Source organism: Streptomyces sp. NPDC091287 (assembly GCF_044768525.1).
Taxonomy (GTDB): Bacteria; Actinomycetota; Actinomycetes; order Streptomycetales; family Streptomycetaceae; genus Streptomyces.
Genome location: NZ_JBIVUV010000008.1, coordinates 192,579 through 214,724 on the forward strand (window position 1 = coordinate 192,579; position 22,146 = coordinate 214,724).

Sequence of the window (22,146 nt, forward strand, 5' to 3'; positions counted from 1 at the left end):
GACGGCAGGGACCGTACGTTCGAGGGGGACCACACTGATGTCGCAGCCGCCGCCGCATCCGCCGTCGCAGGGCGGGCCGGGGGAGCAGGAGGGCTTCGGCGCTCCGTACGAACCGCAGCCCGGTGCGTACGGGAACCCCGTGCCGCCCCCGTACCAGCCGCAGCCCCAGCCCGGCCCGTACGGTCAGCCGCCCACGGCGCCGTACGGCTACCCGCAGCCGCAGCCGCAGCCGCAGCCGCAGCCGCCCACCGTGTCGTACGGCCACCCGGGGCCCCGGCCCTCGCCCTCCGGCGGGCGCTCGCGGGGCCGGGCCGCGGGTCTCGTCGCCGCCGTGCTCGCCGGGGTCCTCGTCATCGGGACCGGCGTCTGGTTCGCGGTGGGCGGCGATGACGGCACCGACGACAAGAAGCCCCTCGCGAAGGAGAGCACCTCCCCGAAGCAGCCCGGCGCCGGGCCGGGCCCGAGGACGGCGCACGCCCCGGGGGCCGCGGAGATCAACAAGGGCCGCAAGGAGGGCGAGGCGAAGGCCCGCTGGGTCCAGAGGAACGGCGTGGACCTGCCGGGGGGCGGCGCCTCCGCCCTCGGCCCCTGGGTCGTCGGCGATGTCGTGGCCAAGGCCATGTACCGCACGGCGTCCGGCTATTCCCTCGACGACGGCGCGCGGAAGTGGAGCCTGCGGCTGCCCTCCGACGTCTGCGCGGCACCCACCCGGCCGACCGCGGACGGGAAGATCGTCGTCGGGCTCCTGACCGACACCTCCACGGAGAATTCGGTCTGCGACAAGCTCCAGATGATCGACCTGGCCACCGGTGAGGCGGGCTGGTCCGCGACCTTCGAACGGGCGCCGACGCAGGACGGGCTCGCGAACATCGTCATGGCGATCAGCGGCGACGTCCTGACGATCGGGCGCGTCGGCCGCACCGATGCCTACCGGGTCAGTGACGGCAAGCACCTGTGGGACAAGCTTCCCGGCCCCTGCCAGTCGTACGGTCTCGCCGGCGGAGCCGCCCTGCTCGCCGCTGTCAGCTGCCGTGATCAGCCGGCCGGAGAGTCCGAGGCCGACGATGCCATCGAGGAAGTGCGGCGCATCGACCCGTCCACCGGCCGGACCCTGTGGACCTACAAGCCCGGGAAGGGCTGGCTGATCGACCAGTTCCACTCCGTCGACCCGCCGGTGATCTCGCTCCGCAAGGGCGGGGCGGTGGAGGGCAAGTGGGCGATCACGGTCCTGAACGCCGACGGAACCTTCCGCTCCCGGCCCATCGCCGGTGACGACGTCCCCGAGGCCCGGTGCACCGGCATGCGGCGGAACGTGGGCGCGAACCTCGACACCTGCGTCGGCGTGGCCGCCGACGCCGACACGCTCTACACCGCCACGAAGCACCGGTTTGCGGACGGGGTGCTGACCAACGACGTCGTCGCCTTCGACATGAGCACCGGCAAGAAGAAGTGGAAGGTCCCCGCACCCGCCGGCCAGACCCTGATGCCGCTGCGCGTCGAAGGCGGCAAGGCGCTGATCTACCTCAGCCCGCCCGGCGCGAAGAGCGGGACCAAGGGCGTCGGCGGCGGCATCGTGGCGCTCGGGCAGGACGGCGGCGCGCCGCGGCAGGTCCTGCGCCACCCGGCGTCGGCCGCGGTGACCGAGCGCACCTTCACCGATCCGCTCGTCCTCTACACCGGCGGCCGCTCGCTGCTCATGCTCACGTATGTCTCCGCGGCCACCGACGAGGAGGAGATGAAGCTGCCGACGATGATCGCCTTCGGTGACTGACCATCACCTCCCCCCGGGCGTAACGGAGGCATCACAAGGCGGTTCTCCCTTGGGAACAGGGGTTGGCCCGAACCGGTTCCCGGTGGCGGGCGGGTGGTACAAAGAAGCCCCGCCCGACTGTCGTAACACCGCGGAAGCCATGCCCGATTCGCTCCTTTCCGAGGGGAATTGACCCTCTTGGGAATGCGGGGGAGACCGATTCGCGCACCGGGCCGCACGAAGGGGGACGTGCTGATATGAGCCAGCCGCCCAGCCAGCAACCGCCGCAGGGAGGCTTCGGGGCTCCGCAGGAGCCGCCGAACGGAGCTCCTCAGCAGCCCCAGGACCAGCCGAACCTGGCGAAGCCGCCGCAGACGCCGCCCGGTCAGCCGCCCCAGGGGCCGCCCCCCGCGCAGCCGCCGGCGCCCCCGGCCGACCCGCCGCAGACGCCCCCGCCGGGCACCCCGGCGTACGGCTATCCGCAGCAGCAGCCCCCGGCCGGGCCCGGCTACGGCTATCCGCAGCAGCCCGGCCAGGCCCCCGGCCCGTACGGGCAGCAGGCCCCCGGACCGTACGGCCAACAGCCCGGCCCCTACGGTCAGCAGGCCCCGGGCCCGTACGGCCAGCAGGCCCCGGGGCCGTACGGCCAGCAGCCCCAGCCCGGCTACGGCTACCCGACGCAGCAGCACCCCGGCGCCCCCGCCCCCGGCGGACCGGGCTCCGGCCCCGGCGGGCTCCTCAAGAACAAGACCGGCATCGTGGTCGCGGCGGCGCTCGCCGTGGTCCTGGTCGCCGGGGCGGGCACCTGGTTCCTCGTGAGCGACGGCGGGGACGACCCCAAGAAGCCCGTCGCCGGCACGAGCAACGACCCCAAGCCCCCCAGCGAGTCGCCGACGGTCGACGAGGGCGACGGCAACGGCGACGGCCGCGAGGGCAACGACGACCTCAACGCCGGGCGCAAGCCGGGCGAGGCCAAGGTCGCCTGGCTCCAGAAGAACGACGTCGACCTGCCGCGCAACGGCGCGTCCGTCGAAGGCCCCTGGTTCACCGGCGACCTGGTCGCCAAGGCCATGTACCGCGGCGTCTCCGGCTACTCCGTCGCCGACGGCAAGCAGAAGTGGACCCTGGCACTCCCCGCCGACGTGTGCGCCACGCCCAACACCGCGACCGCCGACGGCAAGCTCGTCATCGGCGTGAAGGACGGCACCACCGACCGGGCCAAGTGCTCCGTCCTCCAGATGATCGACCTCAACACCGGCAAGGCCGGCTGGAAGAAGACGATCAAGAAGAACGGCACCTGGGACTTCCTGTCGGACATCGGTCTGGCGATCAGCGGAGACACCGTCACGGTGGGGCGCACCGGCAACTCCAACGCCTACCGCGTCAGCGACGGCAAGGAGCTGTTCGGCAACCCCGAGGGCAACTGCAAGCCCTTCGCCTTCGCCGGCGGCGCGAAGCTGATCGCCGCCACCAGCTGCCGCACCGACGACGCCAAGAACCCGCAGCACCAGGTCCAGGAGCTGGACCCGGTCACCGGCAAGGCCAAGTGGACGTACCAGCCGAAGCGCGGCTGGGAGGTCACCAAGGTCTACTCGGTCACCCCGCTCGTCGTCAGGTTCGACAACGAAGCGAAGAAGCAGTACGCCATCGCCTCGCTCACCGAGAGCGGCAAGCTCCGCTCGCAGCTCGCACCCGCGCAGGGCGACAAGCTCACCGTCGACTGCGGGGGCAGCTTCGCGATCTTCGGCGAGAAGCTCGAAGGGTGCAGCGGCGTCGCCGCCGACGCCAACACCTTCTACATCGCGACCGAGGACGACAGCAGCGGGACCTCCCGGACGAACAAGGTCATCGCCTTCGACCTGAACACCGGGAAGCCCAAGTGGGAGGCGCCCGCCCCGGCCGAGCGTGTTCTGAAGCCGCTGGGCATGGAGGGCGGCGACGTACTGCTCTACATGCGGCCGAAGTACGACACCGCCGGCGCACTCGTGACCCTGCCGCCGACCGGCGGCACTCCCAAGACGCTGCTCCAGCACCCGGCGTCGGCCGGCCGGATCGAGAACGGCTTCTTCTCGTCCAAGGTCCTCTACCAGGACGGCCGCTCCTACATCTTCAGCAAGCGTGTGAGCGCGAGCAACGACAAGGAAGAGCTGGAGCAGTCGACGATGCTGGTGTTCACCAAGTGACGGTCCGCCACGGCATCCGACCGCGGTCGGCCCCTCCCGGCCTCACGCGCCCCCACACCCACTCGTCTCCCGAGGTACGCACGCCATGACCCAGCCGCCCCAGCCACCGCAGCAGCCGCCCAACGAACCGCCGAACACGCCCCCGGCACCGCCCGCAGGCCCGCCCTCCGGTGGGTTCGGCGCGCCACAGGACCCGCCGCCGGGAGGGTTCGGCCGGCCGACCCCGCCGCCCGCGGACCCCTTCGGCAAGCAGCCGCACCAGCAGCCCGCCGCCCCGCAGGACGCACCCGCCGGGGGCTACGGCACCCCGCCGCCGGCCGGTGGCTACCCCACCCCGCCCGCGCCGCAGCCCAACGGATACGGCTACCCCCAGGCCCCGCAGCAGGGTTACGGCTACCCGCAGGGGCCCGCCGGACAGCCCGGGATGCCCCAGCAGGGTTACGGCTACCCGACCCAGCCGATGCAGCCGCAGTACGGGGCCCCGCAGCCGGCCGGCGGCGGCGGCAAGAAGTTCTCCACCCAGATGCAGATCATCGTCGCCGCGGCCGTCGCCGTGGTGCTGATCATCGGCGGCGGGATCATCTACGCCTCCACCGGCGACGACAAGGGCGGCACGGACGAGGCCTCCTCGTCCGGCGCCACCGGCGGCGAGGCCAAGGGCGGCGAGGGCGGCCTGGCCGGCGGCGAGGAGAAGGCGCCCGCCAACACCAAGTCCAAGGTCGCCTTCCAGTTCCCGGAGCCGGTGGTCACCGACATCACCACGGTCGCGGGCTCCTGGGTCACCGACAAGGCGTACGTCAAGTCCGGCATCGCCGAGGTCACCGGCTACGACCGCGACAAGGGCACCAAGCTCTGGTCCTTCCCGCTGGCCGGCGACATCTGCACCGTGTCCCGGCACATGAGCAAGGACTACAAGGCGGCCATCGTCTTCCAGGAGACGAAGGCGACCAAGGAGAACAAGTACCCGTCGTGCAACCAGGTCGGCGTGATCGACCTGAGCGCCGGCAAGCTCCTGTGGAGCAAGAGCGTCACCTCCGCCACCGGCGGTGACCGGCCGATCCGCTTCGACGAGGTCACGCTCAGCGGGACCACCGTCGCCGCGGGCGGAACCTCCGGCGGCGCGGCCTTCAAGCTGGCCGACGGCGCCGAACTCTGGAAGCCGAAGGTCGGCGCGGACGGCTGCTACGACCGTGGCTACGCGGGAGGCGAAGCCCTCGCCGTGGTCCGCAGGTGCGGCACGTCCGACAGCCCGCAGCTCACCGTGCAGGCGCTGAACCCGGCGACCGGCGCGCCGTTGTCCTCGTACCAGATGCCCGCGGGCGTCGAATACGCGAGCATCGTCTCCACCAAGCCGCTGGTGGTCGCGGCCGACGTCGGCGACACCGCCGGCGACGGCAGCAGCATCTCCGACTTCTTCTCGATCGACGCGGCGACCGGCAAGCTGATCGTCCGGATCCCCGCCGACGCGGACAAGTACGCGGCGGAATGCGGCTCCACCGATGTCGAGCAGTGCAAGCACATGGCCGTCGGCAACAACCGGCTCTACCTGCCGACCGAGAGGCACGACGGAACCAGCGAGTACGGCGACACGAACGAGATCGTCGCCTTCGACCTGACCACCGGAAAGCTCCTCGGCGGCCGGGCGGACGCGGGCGACCGCCACACCCTGACCCCGCTCCGGATGGACGGCACCAGCATCATCGCCTACAAGGAGGGCCCGTACGACAAGGGCGGCCAGGTCGTCTCCATCGACGGCGAGACCCTCAAGCAGACCCTCCTGATGGAGAACCCGAGCGACGAGACCGTCCGGGAGGCGGAGAAGCGGTTCTCCATCGACACGGGCGAACTCCTCTACACCGACGGCCGGTTCTACATGGCGAGCAGCTCGGTCCACAAGCCCAGCACCGTCAACCCCGACGAGAAGCGCTACCTCGTCGTCGCCTACCGCACCGACTGATCACCGCGCTCCCCGGGGAGCGCCCGCAGTGCCAGGCCCCGCCGGTCGATCACCTCACCGGCGGGGCCGATCGTTTTCCGCCCGTGAAGTGATCGCGAAGTGCCGGTCAACGAGCCATGAACGCAGGTCGACGAGGCCCGAATGGCGCAGGATTCGGCATTCCGGGGGGCTTCTCCCACGTAAGGGCCGCGCGGTGTCGAACGAGCGTGTAACTTGCCGGGGCAGGAGTCCGGGGGGCCGGGCGTACAGGGGCTTTGGGGGTGAGGACCGTGGGTGTGCGGCTCATAGTGGTCGACGATCACCGGCTGCTCGCCGAGGCACTCGCCTCGGCGCTGAAACTGCGCGGGCACCGGGTGCTCGCGGCGGCGGCGCCGACGTCCGGGGCAGCGGAACTGGTCGTCAGCAGGGCCCCGGAGGTCTGTCTGTTCGGTACGGCCTCGCCCGCCGCCCCCGGGGTCTTCGACCCGATCACGCGCATCGGTCAGGAGCGCCCGCAGGTGGCGGTGGTGGTCCTCGGGCCGGTGCCCAGCCCGCGCGGGATCGCCGCGGCGTTCGCCGCCGGGGCCGCGGGGTACGTCCGGCACGACGAGCGCATCGAGGGCGTCGAGCGGGCCATGCTCAAGGCGCGGGCGGGGGAGAGCGCCATCGCCCCGCAGTTGCTGCGGGGGGCCTTCGCCGAACTGCTCAACCCGGCGGCCCAGCCCGACGACGAGGGGCGGCGGCTGCTGCGGATGCTGACCCCGCGCGAGGCGGAGGTGCTGGTGCGGGTCGCCGAGGGCGAGGGCACCCGGCTGATCGCGGCCGGCATGGACATCGCCCCGAGCACCGCCCGCACCCACGTCCAGCGGGTCCTGATGAAGCTCGGCGTCGGCTCCCGCCTGGAGGCGGCCGCCCTCGCGGCCCGTACGGGACTGCTGGAGCGGGCCGCGGACAACTGCGGTACGCCGCGGGGGCCGTACATCCCCGGACAGCGCGGGTGACGTACGGCCCCTGCGGGCACGGCGGACGAGCGGTGGGGCGGGTCAGCCCGCGTCGGACTCCGGCTTCCGGGCCGGGTCCGGGCCGGAAGCCCGGTCCGTTTCCGGGGCCGCCGGGGCCTCGGCCGGGCGCAGCTTCATCCAGACCAGGAAGAACAGGCCGAGCGCCAGCATGGCGAGGCCCGTCCACAGGTTGATGTGGACGCCCTCGGCCTTCTTCAGGTCGGCGTCGGACGGGCTGATGCCCGCGATGGTGACGATCACTCCGTAGACCACGAACAGGCCGCCGATGATCCGCCGGATGTCGAAGAGACGGGCGGCGGTGGCGGACTTGCGCTCCAGCTCGGAGACTTCCTTGTGCAGGTCGGACATGTGCGGTTCGGACATGGTGAGTTCCTCCGATCAGAGCGAGTAGGGGATGTAGCAGACGGCGGCGAGGACGACCGCGCCCCAGCCGAGCAGCGCGGGCTTGCGGTACCAGGCGCTGTCGGCCTCGTCGGCAGCCTCGTCGGGGTCCGGTGATTCGGTCCCGTACACCAGACCGGCCAGTTCCGCTTCGGGCTTCGGCGCGGTGAAGAGGGTGACGGCGACCATGACGACGGCTCCGGCGACGAATCCGACGATCGCGGAGACGAAGTTGGCGCCCTGGTCGGACGGGATGTCGATGATCCCGCCCTTGTAGATCCAGAAGTAGTTGATCATCGCGGCCCCGGTGCCCGCGACCAGGCCCCAGACACCGGACTTCATCGAGGCCCGCTTCCAGAACATGCCGATGATGAAGACGACGAACATCGGGACGTTGAAGAACGAGAACAGCGTCTGGAGGTAGCTCATGATGTTCGAGAAGCTGGCGGCGATGAACGCCGTGCCGATCGAGGCCAGCACACCGATCGCCGTGATCAGCCGCCCGAAGCGCAGGTAGTAGGCGTCCGGCTTGTCCTTCACCACGTACCGCTGCCAGATGTCGGTGGTGAACACCGTGTTGAACGAGGACACGTTGGCCGCCATGCCCGCCATGAACGCGGCGAGCAGACCGGTCACCGCGATGCCGAGCACGCCGTTGGGCAGCAGCTCCTGCATCAGCAGGGGTATCGCGTCGTTGTACGTGAGGTCGGAGTCCGGGGTGCCGATCTTGGGCACGATCACGGCGGCGACCAGGCCCGGGATCATCACCGCGAAGACGATGAAGATCTTCGGGAAGGCGGCGATCAGCGGGGTGCGCTTGGCGGCGGAGAGGTTCTTCGCGGACAGGGCGCGCTGCACCTCGGCGAAGTTCGTCGTCCAGTAGCCGAAGGACAGCACGAAGCCGAGACCCAGGATGATCGTCAGCCAGTTGGCGCCCAGCGGGTTGGCGTCACCGATGCCGGTGCCGCCCCAGGCGGTCATGAAGTCCCCGCCGTGCTGCTTCGTCAGCGAGTCGCTCATCGCGTCCCAGCCGCCGACCCGCTTCAGGCCGAGGACGGTGAGGGGGATCAGCGCGGCGAGGATGACGAAGAACTGGAGCACCTCGTTGTAGATCGCCGAGGAGAGTCCGCCGATCGTGATGTAGACCAGCACGAACAGGCCCGCGACGACGATCGCGACCCACTGGGGCCAGCCGAGGAGCGCCTCCACGACGATCGACAGGGCGTAGAGGTTGACGCCCGCGATGAGGATCGCCGCGAAGGCGAAGAGCACGGAGCTGAGCAGGTGCGCGGACTTGTCGAACCGCTGGAGCAGGAACTCCGGCACGGAGCGCACCTTGGAGCGGTAGTAGAACGGCATCATCACCAGGCCGAGGAAGACCATGGCCGGGATCGCGCCGATCCAGTACCAGTGCACCACCGCGACGCCGTACTGGGCGCCGGTGGCCGCCATGCCGAGGATCTCGGTGGCGCCCAGGTTCGCCGCGACGAAGGCGAGCCCGGTCACCCAGGCGGGCAGAGACCGTCCGGAGAGGAAGAAGTCGAGGCTCGTCCTCACACTGGCACGGGCCGCGAAGCCGATGCCGAGCACGACGACGAAGTAGATCGCCAGGATGGCGTAGTCGAGCCCGTTCGTGGGGAGCCGAAGCCCTTCGGCAAGTGTGTGCATGGGGGGTACTCGCTTCGTTGCGCGAACTGAACCCGTCGGAACTTACGCCTCTGTGTTCGAGAAATGAACAGCTTCATTGGGGTTCTTTGTTCGATCGTGATCGAGTGCGGGTGAATGTCCGGTATGCCGCACCCGGGGCGCGGGTGCTCATGGCCATTGACGCTAGTGTTTGCTTGTGATTTGTTATGTGCGATTATGTTGGGAGGATCTGGTGGAGGACCCTGGTGAAGAAGACGGTTACGACCCTCGCCGACGGCCGTGAGCTGATCTATTACGACTCCGCGGACGACACCGTCCGCGACGCCGTCGACCACCGCCCGCTGGACCCCGTCTCGACCTCGTCCGAGATCCGCCGCGACCCGCTGCTCGGTGACGCGGTCGCCATCGCCTCGCACCGCCAGGCGCGCACCTATCACCCGCCGGCCGACGCCTGCCCGCTCTGCCCCACGCGCGACGGACGCGCCGGCGAGATCCCCGACAGCGACTACGACGTCGCCGTCTTCGAGAACCGCTTCCCCTCCCTCGCCGGCGACTCCGGCCGCTGCGAGGTCGTCTGCTTCACCTCCGACCACGACGCGTCGTTCGCCGACCTCACCGAGGAACAGGCCGCCCTCGTCCTCGCCGCCTGGACCGACCGCACCGCCGAACTCGCCGCACTCGACCAGGTCACCCAGGTCTTCTGCTTCGAGAACCGGGGCGCCGAGATCGGCGTCACCCTCGGCCACCCGCACGGCCAGATCTACGGCTACCCCTTCGTCACCCCGCGCACCGAGCTGATGCTCCGCTCGGCCTCGCGGCACCGCGAGGAGACCGGCCGCAACCTCTTCGACGACGTGGTCGCCCGCGAGGAGAAGGACGGCTCACGCGTCGTCCTCGCCACCGACCACTGGACCGCCTTCGTCCCGTACGCGGCGCACTGGCCCTACGAGGTCCACCTCCACCCCCGCCGCCGCGTCCCCGACCTGCGGGAGCTGGACGAGGAGGCGCGGACAGAGTTCCCACAGGTCTATCTGGAACTCTTGAGGCGCTTCGACCGGCTCTTCGGACCCGGCGAGCCGCCGACCCCGTACATCTCCGCCTGGCACCAGGCGCCGTTCGGGGTCCCCGGACGGGAGGACTTCGCCCTGCACCTGGAGCTTTTCACCATTCGCCGGACCTCCGGCAAGCTGAAGTTCCTCGCGGGGTCCGAGTCCGGCATGAGCGTGTTCATCAACGACGTGCCGCCGGAGGCCGCGGCCGAGCGACTGCGAGAGGTAGCGAGCAAGTGAGCGATTCCCCGAATGCCGGCAAGCTCCCGAAGAAGTACCTGGTCACCGGCGGCGCCGGCTACGTCGGGAGCGTCGTCGCCCAGCATCTGCTGGAGGCCGGGCACACGGTGACCGTCCTGGACGACCTCTCCACCGGCTTCCGGGCGGGCGTCCCGGCCGGAGCCGCGTTCATCGAGGGCCGCGTCCAGGACGCCGCCCGCCATCTGGACCCCTCCTACGACGGCGTCCTGCACTTCGCCGCCTTCTCCCAGGTCGGCGAATCCGTCGTCGACCCGGAGAAGTACTGGGTCAACAACGTCGGCGGCACCACCGCCCTGCTCGCCGCGATGCGCGAGCACGGCGTGCGCACCCTCGTCTTCTCCTCCACCGCCGCCACCTACGGCGAACCGGTCTCCAGCCCCATCACCGAGACCGACCCCACCGCCCCCACCAGCCCCTACGGCGCGTCCAAACTCGCCGTCGACCACATGATCAGCGGCGAGGCCACCGCCCACGGCCTGGCCGCCGTCTCGCTGCGCTACTTCAACGTGGCCGGGGCCTACGGCAGTTGCGGAGAACGCCACGCGCCCGAGTCCCACCTCATCCCGCTGGTCCTCCAAGTGGCCCTGGGACAGCGCGAGTCGATCTCCGTGTACGGCGACGACTACCCCACCCCCGACGGCACCTGCGTCCGCGACTACATCCACGTCGCCGACCTCGCCGACGCCCACCTGCTGGCCCTTCAGGCCGCCGCCCCCGGCGAGCACCTCATCTGCAACCTCGGCAACGGCAACGGCTTCTCGGTCCGCGAGGTCATCGAGACCGTCCGCAAGGTCACCGGCCACCCCGTCCCCGAGACCGCCGCCCCCCGCCGCGGCGGCGACCCGGCCGTCCTCGTCGCCTCCGCCTCCACCGCCATCGAGCGCCTCGGCTGGCAGCCCTCCCGCGCCGACCTGGCCGGAATCATCGCCGACGCCTGGCAGTTCGCCCGCCGAGAGGACACGACCACCCCATGACCGAGACCACCGCTCCGTCCACGCCCCTCGCGGAGCCGGACGGGACCGACCCCGCCGCCACCTTCGCCGAGCTGTACGGGGGCGAGCCCGACGGCATCTGGGCGGCACCCGGACGAGTGAACCTGATCGGCGAGTACACCGACTTCAACGACGGCTTCGTCATGCCGCTCGCCCTCCCGCACACCGCCGTCGCGGCCGTCTCCCGCCGCGACGACGGCATCCTGCGCCTGTACTCCTCCGACGTCCCCGGCGGCGTCGTCTCCCTGCGCGTCGACGAACTCGCCCCGCACTCCGGCCACGGCTGGGCCGCCTACCCCGCCGGGGTGCTCTGGGCGCTGCGCGAGGCCGGACACCCGGTGACCGGGGCGGACATCGCACTGACCTCCACCGTGCCCACGGGCGCCGGACTCTCCTCCTCCGCCGCCCTGGAAGTCGTCACCGCGCTGGCCCTGAACGACCTCTTCCACCTCGGCCTCACCGGACCCGAACTCGCCGTCGTCGGCCGCCGCGCCGAGAACGACTTCGTCGGCGTGCCCTGCGGGATCATGGACCAGATGGCCTCGGCCTGCTGCGTCGAGGGCCACGCCCTCCACCTGGACACCCGCGACCTCTCCCTGCGCCAGGTCCCCTTCGACCTGGCCGCCCAGGGCCTGACGCTGCTGGTCGTCGACACCCGGGTCAAGCACGCACTCGGCGACGGGGCGTACGCGGAGCGCCGCGCCGGCTGCGAGGAGGGCGCCCGGCTGCTCGGCATACCGATGCTGCGCGACCTGCCGTACGCCGGTCTCGACGCGGCGCTCGCCACCCTCGCCGACGCCGGGGCGGACGAGCCCGTGATCCGTTACGTACGCCATGTCGTCGGCGACAACCGCCGGGTCGAGCAGGTCATCGCCCTGCTCGACGCGGGCGACGTCCGGGCGGCGGGCCCCGTCCTGAACGAGGGCCACCGCTCGCTCCGCGACGATCTGCGGGTCTCCTGCCCCGAACTGGACCTGGTGGTCGAGTCGGCGAACGAGGCCGGGGCGCTCGGTGCCCGAATGACCGGCGGCGGCTTCGGCGGCTCGGCGGTCGTCCTGGTGGAGGAGGCGGCGGCCCACGCCGTCGCCAAGGCCGTCAGCGAGGCGTTCGCGGCGGCCCGACACACGGCCCCGGGGATCTTCGACGCCATCCCGTCGGCCGGGGCGCGCCGACTGCGCTGAGCCCGCCGCGGAGCACCGCGCTCACAACTCCTTGACCAGGATGAACTCGGTGACGCCCGGCGGGTAGTCCGCGACCCGGCCGATCTCCTCGTACCCCTGTCCGCGGTAGAAGCCGGGGGCCTGGAAGTCCCAGGTCTCCAGCCGCGACCGGGTGCAGGCGCGCTCGGTGCGGGCGGTCCGTTCGGCCTCGGCGAGCAGACGCGCGCCGAGGCCGGAGCCCCGGTGCGGGGCGTCGACCCAGAGCAGATCGACATGCAGCCAGTACGCCCAGGTCCGCCCGGTCAGCCCACCGGCCAGGGCCCCGTGCTCATCCAACGCCCAAACCTCCAACGGAACTTCGTGCTCGGCGGAGGTGGAGAGCAGCGCACGCAGGCCGGCCGCGGCCGCGATGTTGTCCTCGTGCAGACGCCCGCTCAGCAGAATACGACGTTCTTTGTCTACTTCTGTCTCAAGACGGAACATGAAGCACACCCTAAACACCTGAGGCAACCAGTTCGGTGAATCGCCTTCCCCCCGTGGCCCCCACCCGTACGCTGATGCTCAGCACCGGTGGGGGCCGGTGCTCATTCAGGGGAGCGAGAGAGCCGGGTACGGCGCCCGGGGGCGGGGCGGCAGGCGGTGCGAAGGCGGCGGCCGGAGCACAGCGGGCCGCGCCGATGCCTCCGGGCGCCGTACCCGCAGCTGTCCGCCCCCACCGATGGGGGTTCTGTGGCGCGCATCCGGGTCCTGGTGGTCGACGACCACCGCATCTTCGCCGAGTCGCTCGCGGCGGCCCTCGCGGCCGAGCCGGACGTGGACGTGTCCGCGGCGGGCAGCGGCCCGGCCGCGCTGCGCGCCCTGGAGCGCGCCGCCGCCGAGGGGCGCGGTTACGACGTGCTGCTGGTGGACGCCGAGTTGGGCGCCCTGACGGCCGGCGGCGCGCACGCCGTCCCCGCGCCCCGGCAGGAGGAGACGGGCGTCGTCGACGGCATCTCCCTGGTCGCCGGGGTCAGTTCGGGCCGGCCCGCCGTCCGGTCGGTGGTGCTGGCCGAGAAGGACGACCCGCGGGCCGCCGCACGGGCGCTCCAGGCGGGCGCCTCGGGCTGGGTGGCCAAGGACTGCTCGCTGCAGCGGCTGCTGGCGGTGATACGGGGCGTGCTGCGCGACGAGACGCATCTGCCGCCCGCGCTGCTCACCGGCGTACTGCGGGAGCTGACCGCCGCCCGCAAGCACCGCACCGAGAGCGAGCGACTGGTGGAGTCGCTGACGCCCCGGGAGCGGGAGGTGCTGCGCTGCATGGTGGCGGGGCTCGGCCGCAAGGCGGTCGCCGAGCGGCTGTTCCTGTCCCCGCACACGGTGCGCACCCATATGCAGAACGTGCTGGGCAAGCTGGGGGTGCACTCGACGCTGGCCGCGGTGGCGCTGGCGCGCCGGGCGGGGGTCGGCCCCGCCGAACCGCCGCTACGTGGGGATGTTGTCGAACGGGGCGGTCAACTGGCGCAGTAGCCCGGCCAGTTCGCCGCGCTGGTGGCGGGAGAGCTCGCCGAGGATGGCGCGTTCCTGGTCGAGCAGTCCGGCCAGCGACTGGTCGGCCTTGTCGCGTCCCTCGGCCGTGAGCCGGACGAGGACGCCGCGCCGGTCGCTCGGGTCGGGCAGCCGCTCGACGAGGTTCTTCTTGGTCAGCCGGTCGATGCGGTTGGTCATCGTGCCCGAGGTGACCAGGGTCTGGGTGAGCAGTTGCCCGGGGGAGAGCTGGTAGGGGGCGCCGGCCCGGCGCAACGACGTCAGCACGTCGAACTCCCACGGCTCCAGATGGTGCTCGGAGAAGGCTATGCGGCGGGCCCGGTCGAGGTGGCGTGCCAGGCGGGAGACGCGGCTGAGCACCTCGAGTGGTTCCACGTCGAGGTCGGGGCGCTCTCGGCGCCATGCAGCGACCAGTCGGTCGACCTCGTCCTCCATGTCGATCAGTGTAGAGGGTCCCTCGACATGAAGTCTCTTGAATTCAAGTGTCTTGACATCAAGAGATTCTCGGCGTGATCCTGTTTCCCATGACCGCACCCGACCAGCCCTCCTGGGACCCGCAGCAGTACCTGCGCCACGCGGACCACCGCACCCGCCCCTTCCACGACCTCCTGGCCCGCATCGGCGACCTCCCCGGCCACCCCGCACCCCGCATCGCCGACCTCGGCTGCGGCGCGGGCAACGTCACCGCCCTCCTCGCGGACCGCTGGCCGACCGCCCGGATCACCGGCTACGACACCTCGCGCGAGATGCTCGCCGAAGCCGCCGCCCACGCCCGGCCGCCCCTGCTCGACTTCGCCGAGGCCGACGCCGCGACCTGGACGCCCACCGAGACGTACGGTCTGATCGTCTCCACCTCCGCACTCCAGTGGATCCCCGGCCACGCCGAACACTTCCCCCGCTGGCTCGACGCCCTCGCCCCCGGCGGCACCCTCGCCTTCCAGGTCCCCGGCAACTTCACCGCCCCCAGCCACACCCTCCTGGCCGCCCTCCGCGAATCCGACCGCTGGCGCCCCCTGCTCCACGGCATCGGCGACCGCACCGCCTCCGCCCTGGACCCCACCGACTACCTCACCCGCCTCCGCGACCTGGGCTGCACGGCGGACGTCTGGGAGACCACCTACCTCCAGACGCTGGGCGGCGACGACGCGGTCCTCGACTGGGTCAAGGGCACCGCACTGCGCCCCGTCCTCACCGCCCTGGCCGACGACCCGGCGGCCCGCGACGCGTTCCTCACCGAATACCGCGACCTGCTCCGCGAGGCCTACCCGCCCGGCCCGTACGGCACGGTCTTCCCGTTCCGCCGCATCTTCGCCGTCGCCCGCAAGGAGCCGGAGGCGTAACCGGCGGGCTTTACAGCTCCTTGAGCGCGTCCGCCGAGACGTCGATGTCCACCGGGAACGGCACACCCGTCTTCAGCCGGTCGTGATGGATCCCGGTCAGCGCGTACGCCTTCGTCACCGGGTCCAGCTCGTAGACCCGCACGACGGGGTGCTGGTCGGTGCCGGTCATCTCCACCAGCCAGAAGTGCGGGATGCCGGCGGTCGCGTACTTGTGCGGCTTGGCCTCACGGTCACGGGCCTCGGAGTCGGGGGAGACGACCTCCACGGCGAGGAGGACGTCGGCGGCCTGGTACCGCGTCACGTCCAGCCCGGTGACCGCCTCGGTCCGTACGACGGAGACGTCCGGCTCGGGAGCGTTCCGCCGATCCAGCACCACGGTCATCTCCCGGCGCACCCTCACCTCCGGCGGTGCCGTACTGCGCAGTCCCGTCACCAGCAGATCGATCATCGTGCTGTGAAAGTCTCGCTGCGGACTCACGAAAACCAGGCTCCCGTCGATCAGCTCTGTGTGCGGCGGGAGATCGGGCAGCGTGAACAGATCGTCCACGGTGTATCCGTCCTGCGGGGGCACCGGCCAGCGGGAGCTGTGCGCGGTGGTCGGCTCGGCGGTCATGGTTCCTCCCATGGACGAATCCTCTGCCCTCCCGACCACACTACGGCCGGAAATCCGCACCCGTCATGACAACGAGTGACCTGTGCGAACAGGTTTCGAAGATCAGTTCTTCCGGTGCCCTATCAGCCGAGGCTTCGCCTCCAGGTTCTCCAGCCCGTGCCAGCACAGATTCACCAGATGGGCGGCGACCTCGGCCTTCTTCGGCTTGCGCACGTCCAGCCACCACTGGCCCGTCAGCGCCACCATCCCCACCAGCGCCTGCGCGTACAGCGGGGCCAGCTTCGGATCGAAGCCCCGGGCCTTGAACTCCAGGCCCAGGATGTCCTCCACCTGCGTGGCGATATCACTGATCAGCGAAGCGAACGTGCCCGTCGACTGCGCCACCGGCGAATCCCGCACCAGGATCCGGAAACCGTCCGTGTACGACTCGATGTAGTCCAGCAGCGCGAACGCCGCCTGCTCCAGCAGCTCGCGCGGATGGCCCGCCGTGAGCGCCCCCGTCACCATGTCCAGCAACTGACGCATCTCGCGGTCGACCACCACCGCGTACAGGCCCTCCTTGCCGCCGAAGTGCTCGTACACCACCGGCTTGGACACCCCGGCACGCGCCGCGATCTCCTCCACCGAAGTGCCCTCGAAACCCTTGTCGGCGAACAGGGCGCGCCCGATGTCCAGCAGCTGCTCGCGGCGCTCCTTGCCCGTCATCCGGACCCGCCGGGCCCGGCGGGATGGGGAGGTCCTGCTCTTCTCGCTGCTCGTGCTGCCGTCGGTCGCCACGTCGTCAATCATGCCGCGTCGGCCGGAACGGACATGCGCCGGGAGTCGATACGCTCTACATCCGGCCACCGCACATCCGTGGCCCAGCCCGCCATCTCGAACCAGCGGATCAGCCGGGCACTGGAGTCGATCTGCCCCCGCATCACACCGTGCCGGGCGCTCGTCGGGTCCGCGTGGTGCAGGTTGTGCCACGACTCGCCGCACGACAGCACCGCCAGCCACCACACGTTCCCCGACCGGTCACGGGACTTGAAGGGCCGCTTGCCCACCGCGTGGCAGATCGAGTTGATCGACCAGGTCACATGGTGCAGCAACGCCACCCGCACCAGCGAACCCCAGAAGAACGCCGTCGCCGCACCCCACCACGACATGGTCACCAGGCCGCCGACCAGCGGCGGAATCGCCAGCGAGACAATCGTGAAGGAGAGGAAGTGGCGCGAGATGCCCCGGATCGCCGGGTCCTTGATCAGGTCGGGGGCGTACTTCTGCTGCGGCGTCTGCTCCTCGTCGAACATCCACGCGATGTGCGCCCACCACAGCCCCTTCATCAGGGCCGGCAGGCTCTCCCCGAACCGCCACGGCGAATGCGGATCACCCTCCGCGTCCGAGAACCGGTGGTGCTTGCGGTGATCGGCCACCCACCGCACCAGGGGCCCCTCCACCGCCAGCGAACCCATCACGGCCAGCGCGATCCGCAACGGCCGCTTCGCCTTGAACGAACCGTGCGTGAAATACCGGTGGAAGCCGATCGTGACCCCGTGACAGCCGATGAAATACATCGCCACCAGCAGCCCCAGGTCCAGCCAGCTCACCCCCCGGCCCCACGCCAGCGGCACCGCCGCGACCAGGGCCACGAACGGCACCACGATGAACGCCAGCAGCGCGAACTGCTCGATCGCCCGCTTGTTGTCGCCGCCCAGCGTGCCGGGGGGCAACGAGGTCTGGGCCGCTCCGGGAGGCTCGGTCTCGTCGATCACATGGGGGGTTCTCGCCATGGGGGGATACCTCTGAGGGTGAGGGAGAAGACTCGGACGGCCGTGGCTACGGTTCCGTAACCTACGGCTTGGTAAGTATGGCAGTGACGGGCCCCACAACACGAGAGGCCACTCCAACCCGTCCCGCGCGATACCCCCGCCCGCCCGCTGGGTAAGGGGATAGAGGCCCGGGTGTCCCGGGCGGCGACCGCGACCCCCGTCGGGGCAACGGACACGCCGCCTGCGACGACACCTATCCTGGGAGCGTCGGACAGCGCGGTCCGCACCCGCTCGTCGGGGCGTGGCGACAGCACCGCTGCCAGCCGCAGGGCCCCGGACCCCGCCACCCGTCCCCACCACCACGTAACGGGGGGCGGCGAAGCGAACGCACCTCCTCATTCACTGCAAGGAGCCGCACACTGTGAGCAGTGCCGACCAGACCCCTGCCGCCAGCCCCGCGCTGCGCGCCGACATCCGCCGCCTCGGCGACCTCCTCGGCGAGACCCTCGTACGCCAGGAGGGCCAGGAGCTCCTCGACCTCGTCGAGCGGGTCCGCGCCCTGACCCGCACCGACGGCGAAGCCGCCGCCGAGCTCCTCGGCGACACGGACCTGGAGACCGCGGCACAGCTCGTGCGCGCCTTCTCCACCTACTTCCACCTCGCCAACGTCACCGAGCAGGTCCACCGCGCCCACGAGATGCGCGACCGCCGCGCGGCCGAGGGCGGCCTGCTGGCCCGCACCGCCGACCGGCTCAAGGACGCCGACCCCGAGCACCTCCGCGAGACGGTCAAGAACCTCAACGTCCGACCCGTCTTCACCGCACACCCCACCGAGGCCGCCCGCCGCTCGGTCCTCAACAAGCTCCGCCGCATCGGGGCCCTCCTGGAGACCCCGGTCATCGAGGCCGACCGGCGCCGCCTGGACCTCCGCCTCGCCGAGAACATCGACCTCATCTGGCAGACCGACGAACTCCGCGTCGTCCGCCCGGAGCCCGCCGACGAGGCCCGCAACGCCATCTACTACCTCGACGAACTCCACGCAGGCGCCGTCGGAGACGTCCTGGAGGACCTCGCCGCCGAGCTGGAACGCGTCGGCGTCGAACTGCCCGCCGGCACCCGCCCCCTCACCTTCGGCACCTGGATCGGCGGCGACCGCGACGGCAACCCCAACGTGACGCCCGCCGTCACCTGGGACGTCCTGATCCTCCAGCACGAGCACGGCATCACCGACGCCCTGGAGATGATCGACCACCTCCGCGGCCTCCTCTCCAACTCCATCCGCTACGCCGGAGCCACCGCGGAACTCCTCACCTCCCTCCAGGCCGACCTGGAACGCCTCCCCGGCATCAGCCCCCGCTACAAGCGGCTGAACGCCGAGGAGCCCTACCGCCTCAAGGCCACCTGCATCCGCCAGAAGCTCGTCAACACCCGCGAGCGCCTCGCCGAAGGCACCCCCCACCGCCCCGGCTGCGACTACCTCGGCACCGCCGAGCTGATCGCCGACCTGGAACTCATCCAGACCTCCCTGCGCGCGCACAAGGGCGGCCTCTTCGCCGACGGCCGGATGGACCGCACCATCCGCACCCTCGGCGCGTTCGGCCTCCAGCTCGCCACCATGGACGTACGCGAACACGCCGACGCCCACCACCACGCCCTCGGCCAGCTCTTCGACCGGCTCGGCGAGGAGTCCTGGCGCTACGCCGACATGCCCCGCGACTACCGGCAGAAGCTCCTCGCCAAGGAACTCCGCTCCCGCCGGCCGCTCGCCCCCACCCCGGCCCCGCTCGACGCGGCCGGCGAGAAGACCCTCGGCGTCTTCCACACCATCAAGCAGGCCTTCGAACGCTTCGGCCCCGAAGTCATCGAGTCCTACATCATCTCGATGTGCCAGGGCGCCGACGACGTCTTCGCCGCCGCCGTCCTCGCCCGCGAGGCCGGACTCGTCGACCTCCACGCCGGCTGGGCCAAGATCGGCATCGTCCCGCTCCTGGAGACCACCGACGAGCTCAAGGCCGCCGACGTCATCCTCGACGAAATGCTCGCCGACCCCTCCTACCGCCGCCTCGTCTCCCTGCGCGGCGACGTCCAGGAGGTCATGCTCGGCTACAGCGACTCGTCCAAGTTCGGCGGCATCACCACCTCCCAGTGGGAGATCCACCGCGCCCAGCGACGCCTCCGCGACGTCGCCCACCGCTACGGCGTACGCCTGCGCCTCTTCCACGGCCGCGGCGGCACCGTCGGCCGAGGCGGCGGCCCCTCCCACGACGCCATCCTCGCCCAGCCCTGGGGCACCCTGGAGGGCGAGATCAAGGTGACCGAGCAGGGCGAGGTCATCTCCGACAAGTACCTCATCCCCGCCCTCGCCCGCGAGAACCTGGAACTGACCCTCGCGGCCACCCTCCAGGCCTCCGCCCTGCACACCGCGCCCCGCCAGTCCGACGAAGCCCTCGCCCGCTGGGACGCGGCCATGGACACCGTCTCCGACGCGGCCCACGGCGCCTACCGCAAGCTCGTCGAGGACCCCGACCTGCCCGCGTACTTCCTCGCCTCCACCCCGGTGGACCAGCTCGCCGACCTGCACCTGGGCTCACGGCCCTCCCGCCGCCCCGGCTCCGGCGTCTCGCTCGACGGCCTGCGGGCCATCCCGTGGGTCTTCGGCTGGACCCAGTCGCGGCAGATCGTGCCCGGCTGGTACGGCGTCGGCTCCGGCCTCAAGGCCCTGCGCGAAGCCGGACTCGACACCGTCCTCGACGAGATGCACGAGCACTGGCACTTCTTCCGGAACTTCCTCTCCAACGTGGAGATGACACTCGCCAAGACCGACCTGCGCATCGCCCGGCACTACGTCGACACGCTCGTCCCCGACGAGCTGAAGCACGTCTTCGACGCCATCGAGGCCGAGCACGCGCTGACCGTACGGGAAGTCCTCAAGGTCACCGGCTCCACCGAACTGCTCGGCACCAGCCCGGTGCTCCAGCAGACCTTCGCCATCCGCGACGCCTACCTGGACCCGATCTCCTACCTCCAGGTCTCCCTGCTGGCCCGCCAGCGCCAGGCGGCCGAGCGCGGCGAGGAAGCCGACCCGCTGCTCGCCCGCGCCCTGCTGCTCACCGTCAACGGCGTCGCGGCAGGACTCCGCAACACCGGCTGACCGTAAGGAAGTACGGAAGTACGGAAGCAGGGAAGTACGGAAGGACCCCCGGGGCGGTCCTGCTACAGCGCGACGAACGTCGCCACCAGCAGGGCCGCCCCCGCCGTACCGACACCCCACGCCGACCGCGACATCCGCAGCCCGCCGCCGATCACGAACGCGGCCAGCACCATCGCCCCGCCCAACGGCACCCACGCATGCAGAAAGCCCGGCACCCCCGTGCGGACCACCGCATCGGAACCGGGCTTCACCACCACGGGGAAACGATCCCCCTCCCGCGCCGCGACCGACCGGTCCACGCTCACCCGCGGGCGCTCCCGCGACACCGCGTCCGGCTCGTACGAACCGGTGCACGTCTCCTCGCCGCACCCCGTCACCGTCACGGTGCCGTGGTCACGCCCCTTGGCCAGAACGATGTGGTGCGCGGTGTTCCACGACGACCACGCACCCGCGACCAGCAGCACCAGGACGACCAGCCCCATGGCCGCCCGACGGCCCGCGAGCGCCGCACGCTGGGAAGAGCTCCGCTTCATGGGGGCCGATCCTTGGCCAGACCCCCACCCGCGGTCAACCTGTGGCCGAAAAACGCCCCACCAGGGAAGGGAATGTCAGGAGTTGTACGCGCTCTGCGCCCGCTCCAGCCCCTCCGCCAGCAGACACTCCACCGCGTCCGCCGACCGGTCCACCAGGAACGCCAGCTCCTTGCGCTCGGTCGACGAGAAGTCCTTCAGCACGAAATCCGCGACCTGCATCCGCCCCGGCGGCCGCCCGATCCCGAACCGCACCCGGTGATAGTCCGGACCCATCGCCTTCGTCATCGACTTCAGCCCATTGTGCCCGTTGTCGCCGCCACCCAACTTCAGCCGCAGCATCCCGTAATCGACGTCCAGCTCGTCATGGACCGCCACGACATGATCCGTCGGCACCTTGTAGAAGTCGCGCAGCGCCGTCACCGGCCCGCCCGACAGATTCATGTACGACATCGGCTTCACCAGGATCACCCGACGGCTCGCCGGACCCGGCGGACCCACTCGCCCCTCCACGACCTGCGCCTGCGCCTTCTGCGCCCGCTTGAACTTCCCGCCGATCCGCGTCGCCAGCAGATCGGCGACCATGAACCCGACGTTGTGCCGGTTCGCCGCGTAGTCGGGACCCGGATTGCCCAGGCCCACGATGAGCCAGGGGTCGGTGGCGTCGGACATCAGCGCTCGGTCTCCTCGCACGCAGGGGATGGCAGGACTAGCACGCATGGCCCGCATGGCCCGCATGGCACGCATGGCCCGCATGGCCCGCATGGCACGTATGGCAGGGGTGGCACGCATGGCAGGCAAACGGGGCGGCGGCTCCCCGGAAGGGAACCACCACCCCGTCAGTCAAGCAGGTGGA

At 71.1% G+C, this 22,146-nt stretch carries 19 protein-coding genes; 10 read left to right on the plus strand and 9 right to left on the minus strand.

Annotation, left to right across the window (positions count from 1 at the left end; all coding sequences use genetic code 11):
- Window positions 1-37 precede the first annotated feature (37 nt).
- The 4 genes from ACIQRW_RS15870 (at window position 38) to ACIQRW_RS15885 (ending at window position 6,870) form a co-directional block, all read left to right on the plus strand.
- Complete coding sequence (locus ACIQRW_RS15870; protein ID WP_403759883.1) at window positions 38-1,771, plus strand: PQQ-binding-like beta-propeller repeat protein; 1,734 nt, start codon at window positions 38-40, stop codon at window positions 1,769-1,771.
- Between the two features lie 236 nt (window positions 1,772-2,007).
- A complete protein-coding gene (locus ACIQRW_RS15875; protein ID WP_403759885.1) occupies window positions 2,008-3,933 on the plus strand; it encodes a PQQ-binding-like beta-propeller repeat protein in 1,926 nt (641 codons plus the stop codon).
- Between the two features lie 85 nt (window positions 3,934-4,018).
- Window positions 4,019-5,890: a PQQ-binding-like beta-propeller repeat protein gene (locus ACIQRW_RS15880; RefSeq protein ID WP_403759888.1), complete on the plus strand. Its 1,872-nt coding sequence runs from the start codon at window positions 4,019-4,021 to the stop codon at window positions 5,888-5,890.
- Between the two features lie 269 nt (window positions 5,891-6,159).
- Window positions 6,160-6,870 carry a response regulator transcription factor gene (locus ACIQRW_RS15885; RefSeq protein ID WP_403759891.1) on the plus strand — a complete coding sequence of 237 codons (711 nt, stop codon included), beginning with the start codon at window positions 6,160-6,162 and terminating at the stop codon, window positions 6,868-6,870.
- Between the two features lie 42 nt (window positions 6,871-6,912).
- Here ACIQRW_RS15885 and ACIQRW_RS15890 read toward each other — a convergent pair whose 3' ends face one another.
- Together ACIQRW_RS15890 and ACIQRW_RS15895 are read right to left on the minus strand one after the other, a co-directional pair.
- Window positions 6,913-7,239, minus strand: a complete 327-nt coding sequence (locus ACIQRW_RS15890; protein WP_403760303.1) for a hypothetical protein — start codon at window positions 7,237-7,239, stop codon at window positions 6,913-6,915.
- Between the two features lie 30 nt (window positions 7,240-7,269).
- Complete coding sequence (locus ACIQRW_RS15895) at window positions 7,270-8,940, minus strand: sodium:solute symporter family protein (RefSeq protein WP_403759894.1); 1,671 nt, start codon at window positions 8,938-8,940, stop codon at window positions 7,270-7,272.
- 224 nt (window positions 8,941-9,164) lie between these two features.
- Between ACIQRW_RS15895 and galT the strand changes: the two genes are divergently transcribed.
- From galT to galK, 3 genes are read left to right on the plus strand one after another with little or no spacing between them, the layout of a single operon-like run.
- Entirely contained in the window at window positions 9,165-10,208 is a 1,044-nt protein-coding gene (gene galT, locus ACIQRW_RS15900; RefSeq protein ID WP_403759897.1) for a galactose-1-phosphate uridylyltransferase, read from the plus strand.
- Entirely contained in the window at window positions 10,205-11,203 is a 999-nt protein-coding gene (gene galE / locus ACIQRW_RS15905; protein ID WP_403759900.1) for a UDP-glucose 4-epimerase GalE, read from the plus strand. The genes galT and galE overlap by 4 nt, the downstream gene beginning before the upstream one ends.
- A complete protein-coding gene (gene galK / locus ACIQRW_RS15910; RefSeq protein WP_403759903.1) occupies window positions 11,200-12,402 on the plus strand; it encodes a galactokinase in 1,203 nt (400 codons plus the stop codon). Before galE ends, galK begins: the two co-directional genes overlap by 4 nt.
- Window positions 12,403-12,423: 21 nt before the next feature.
- Here the strand turns inward: galK and ACIQRW_RS15915 are convergent, their stop codons facing one another.
- Window positions 12,424-12,864, minus strand: a complete 441-nt coding sequence (locus ACIQRW_RS15915; RefSeq protein ID WP_403759906.1) for a GNAT family N-acetyltransferase — start codon at window positions 12,862-12,864, stop codon at window positions 12,424-12,426.
- Between the two features lie 246 nt (window positions 12,865-13,110).
- On the opposite strand from ACIQRW_RS15915, the gene ACIQRW_RS15920 reads away from it, so the two are divergent.
- Window positions 13,111-13,887: a LuxR C-terminal-related transcriptional regulator gene (locus ACIQRW_RS15920; RefSeq protein ID WP_403759909.1), complete on the plus strand. Its 777-nt coding sequence runs from the start codon at window positions 13,111-13,113 to the stop codon at window positions 13,885-13,887.
- Here the strand turns inward: ACIQRW_RS15920 and ACIQRW_RS15925 are convergent.
- A complete protein-coding gene (locus tag ACIQRW_RS15925) occupies window positions 13,843-14,340 on the minus strand; it encodes a MarR family winged helix-turn-helix transcriptional regulator (RefSeq protein ID WP_403759912.1) in 498 nt (165 codons plus the stop codon). The genes ACIQRW_RS15920 and ACIQRW_RS15925 overlap by 45 nt on opposite strands.
- 89 nt (window positions 14,341-14,429) lie before the next feature.
- Here ACIQRW_RS15925 and ACIQRW_RS15930 point away from each other — a divergent pair, with 89 nt between their 5' ends.
- Complete coding sequence (locus tag ACIQRW_RS15930; RefSeq protein ID WP_403759916.1) at window positions 14,430-15,245, plus strand: trans-aconitate 2-methyltransferase; 816 nt, start codon at window positions 14,430-14,432, stop codon at window positions 15,243-15,245.
- 10 nt (window positions 15,246-15,255) lie between these two features.
- Here the strand turns inward: ACIQRW_RS15930 and ACIQRW_RS15935 are convergent, their stop codons facing one another.
- The 3 genes from ACIQRW_RS15935 to ACIQRW_RS15945 form a co-directional block, all read right to left on the minus strand.
- The gene (locus tag ACIQRW_RS15935; RefSeq protein WP_403760306.1) at window positions 15,256-15,858 is read right to left on the minus strand and encodes a Uma2 family endonuclease; all 603 of its coding nucleotides are present in this window, start codon (window positions 15,856-15,858) and stop codon (window positions 15,256-15,258) included.
- A gap of 102 nt (window positions 15,859-15,960) precedes the next feature.
- Window positions 15,961-16,647, minus strand: coding sequence for a TetR/AcrR family transcriptional regulator (locus tag ACIQRW_RS15940; protein ID WP_097869750.1), 687 nt, complete (start codon window positions 16,645-16,647; stop codon window positions 15,961-15,963).
- The gene (locus tag ACIQRW_RS15945; RefSeq protein ID WP_403759919.1) at window positions 16,644-17,630 is read right to left on the minus strand and encodes an acyl-CoA desaturase; all 987 of its coding nucleotides are present in this window, start codon (window positions 17,628-17,630) and stop codon (window positions 16,644-16,646) included. The genes ACIQRW_RS15940 and ACIQRW_RS15945 overlap by 4 nt, the downstream gene beginning before the upstream one ends.
- Window positions 17,631-18,030: 400 nt before the next feature.
- Here ACIQRW_RS15945 and ppc point away from each other — a divergent pair, with 400 nt between their 5' ends.
- Window positions 18,031-20,760 (plus strand): phosphoenolpyruvate carboxylase, encoded by a 2,730-nt coding sequence (gene ppc, locus ACIQRW_RS15950; RefSeq protein ID WP_403759921.1) that lies wholly within the window; start codon window positions 18,031-18,033, stop codon window positions 20,758-20,760.
- A 62-nt stretch (window positions 20,761-20,822) separates the two neighbouring features.
- On the opposite strand, the gene ACIQRW_RS15955 is transcribed toward ppc, so the two are convergent.
- Window positions 20,823-21,293, minus strand: coding sequence for a hypothetical protein (locus ACIQRW_RS15955; protein ID WP_403759924.1), 471 nt, complete (start codon window positions 21,291-21,293; stop codon window positions 20,823-20,825).
- A gap of 75 nt (window positions 21,294-21,368) precedes the next feature.
- On the minus strand, window positions 21,369-21,962 hold the full coding sequence (gene pth / locus ACIQRW_RS15960) for an aminoacyl-tRNA hydrolase (protein ID WP_403759927.1): 594 nt from the start codon (window positions 21,960-21,962) through the stop codon (window positions 21,369-21,371).
- Window positions 21,963-22,146: the final 184 nt, after the last annotated feature.

What these genes read in the sequence shown, in the direction of transcription:
- ACIQRW_RS15930 (WP_403759916.1), top strand. Translation starts at nt 14,430, where the DNA reads ATGACCGCACCCGACCAGCCCTCCTGGGACCCGCAGCAGTACCTGCGC.
- ACIQRW_RS15915 (WP_403759906.1), bottom strand. Translation starts at nt 12,864, where the DNA reads ATGTTCCGTCTTGAGACAGAAGTAGACAAAGAACGTCGTATTCTGCTG.
- ACIQRW_RS15890 (WP_403760303.1), bottom strand. Translation starts at nt 7,239, where the DNA reads ATGTCCGACCTGCACAAGGAAGTCTCCGAGCTGGAGCGCAAGTCCGCC.
- ACIQRW_RS15940 (WP_097869750.1), bottom strand. Translation starts at nt 16,647, where the DNA reads ATGATTGACGACGTGGCGACCGACGGCAGCACGAGCAGCGAGAAGAGC.
- galK (WP_403759903.1), top strand. Translation starts at nt 11,200, where the DNA reads ATGACCGAGACCACCGCTCCGTCCACGCCCCTCGCGGAGCCGGACGGG.
- ACIQRW_RS15875 (WP_403759885.1), top strand. Translation starts at nt 2,008, where the DNA reads ATGAGCCAGCCGCCCAGCCAGCAACCGCCGCAGGGAGGCTTCGGGGCT.
- ACIQRW_RS15955 (WP_403759924.1), bottom strand. Translation starts at nt 21,293, where the DNA reads ATGAAGCGGAGCTCTTCCCAGCGTGCGGCGCTCGCGGGCCGTCGGGCG.
- pth (WP_403759927.1), bottom strand. Translation starts at nt 21,962, where the DNA reads ATGTCCGACGCCACCGACCCCTGGCTCATCGTGGGCCTGGGCAATCCG.
- ACIQRW_RS15870 (WP_403759883.1), top strand. Translation starts at nt 38, where the DNA reads ATGTCGCAGCCGCCGCCGCATCCGCCGTCGCAGGGCGGGCCGGGGGAG.
- ACIQRW_RS15935 (WP_403760306.1), bottom strand. Translation starts at nt 15,858, where the DNA reads ATGACCGCCGAGCCGACCACCGCGCACAGCTCCCGCTGGCCGGTGCCC.
- ACIQRW_RS15880 (WP_403759888.1), top strand. Translation starts at nt 4,019, where the DNA reads ATGACCCAGCCGCCCCAGCCACCGCAGCAGCCGCCCAACGAACCGCCG.
- ACIQRW_RS15945 (WP_403759919.1), bottom strand. Translation starts at nt 17,630, where the DNA reads ATGGCGAGAACCCCCCATGTGATCGACGAGACCGAGCCTCCCGGAGCG.
- ACIQRW_RS15895 (WP_403759894.1), bottom strand. Translation starts at nt 8,940, where the DNA reads ATGCACACACTTGCCGAAGGGCTTCGGCTCCCCACGAACGGGCTCGAC.
- ACIQRW_RS15925 (WP_403759912.1), bottom strand. Translation starts at nt 14,340, where the DNA reads ATGGAGGACGAGGTCGACCGACTGGTCGCTGCATGGCGCCGAGAGCGC.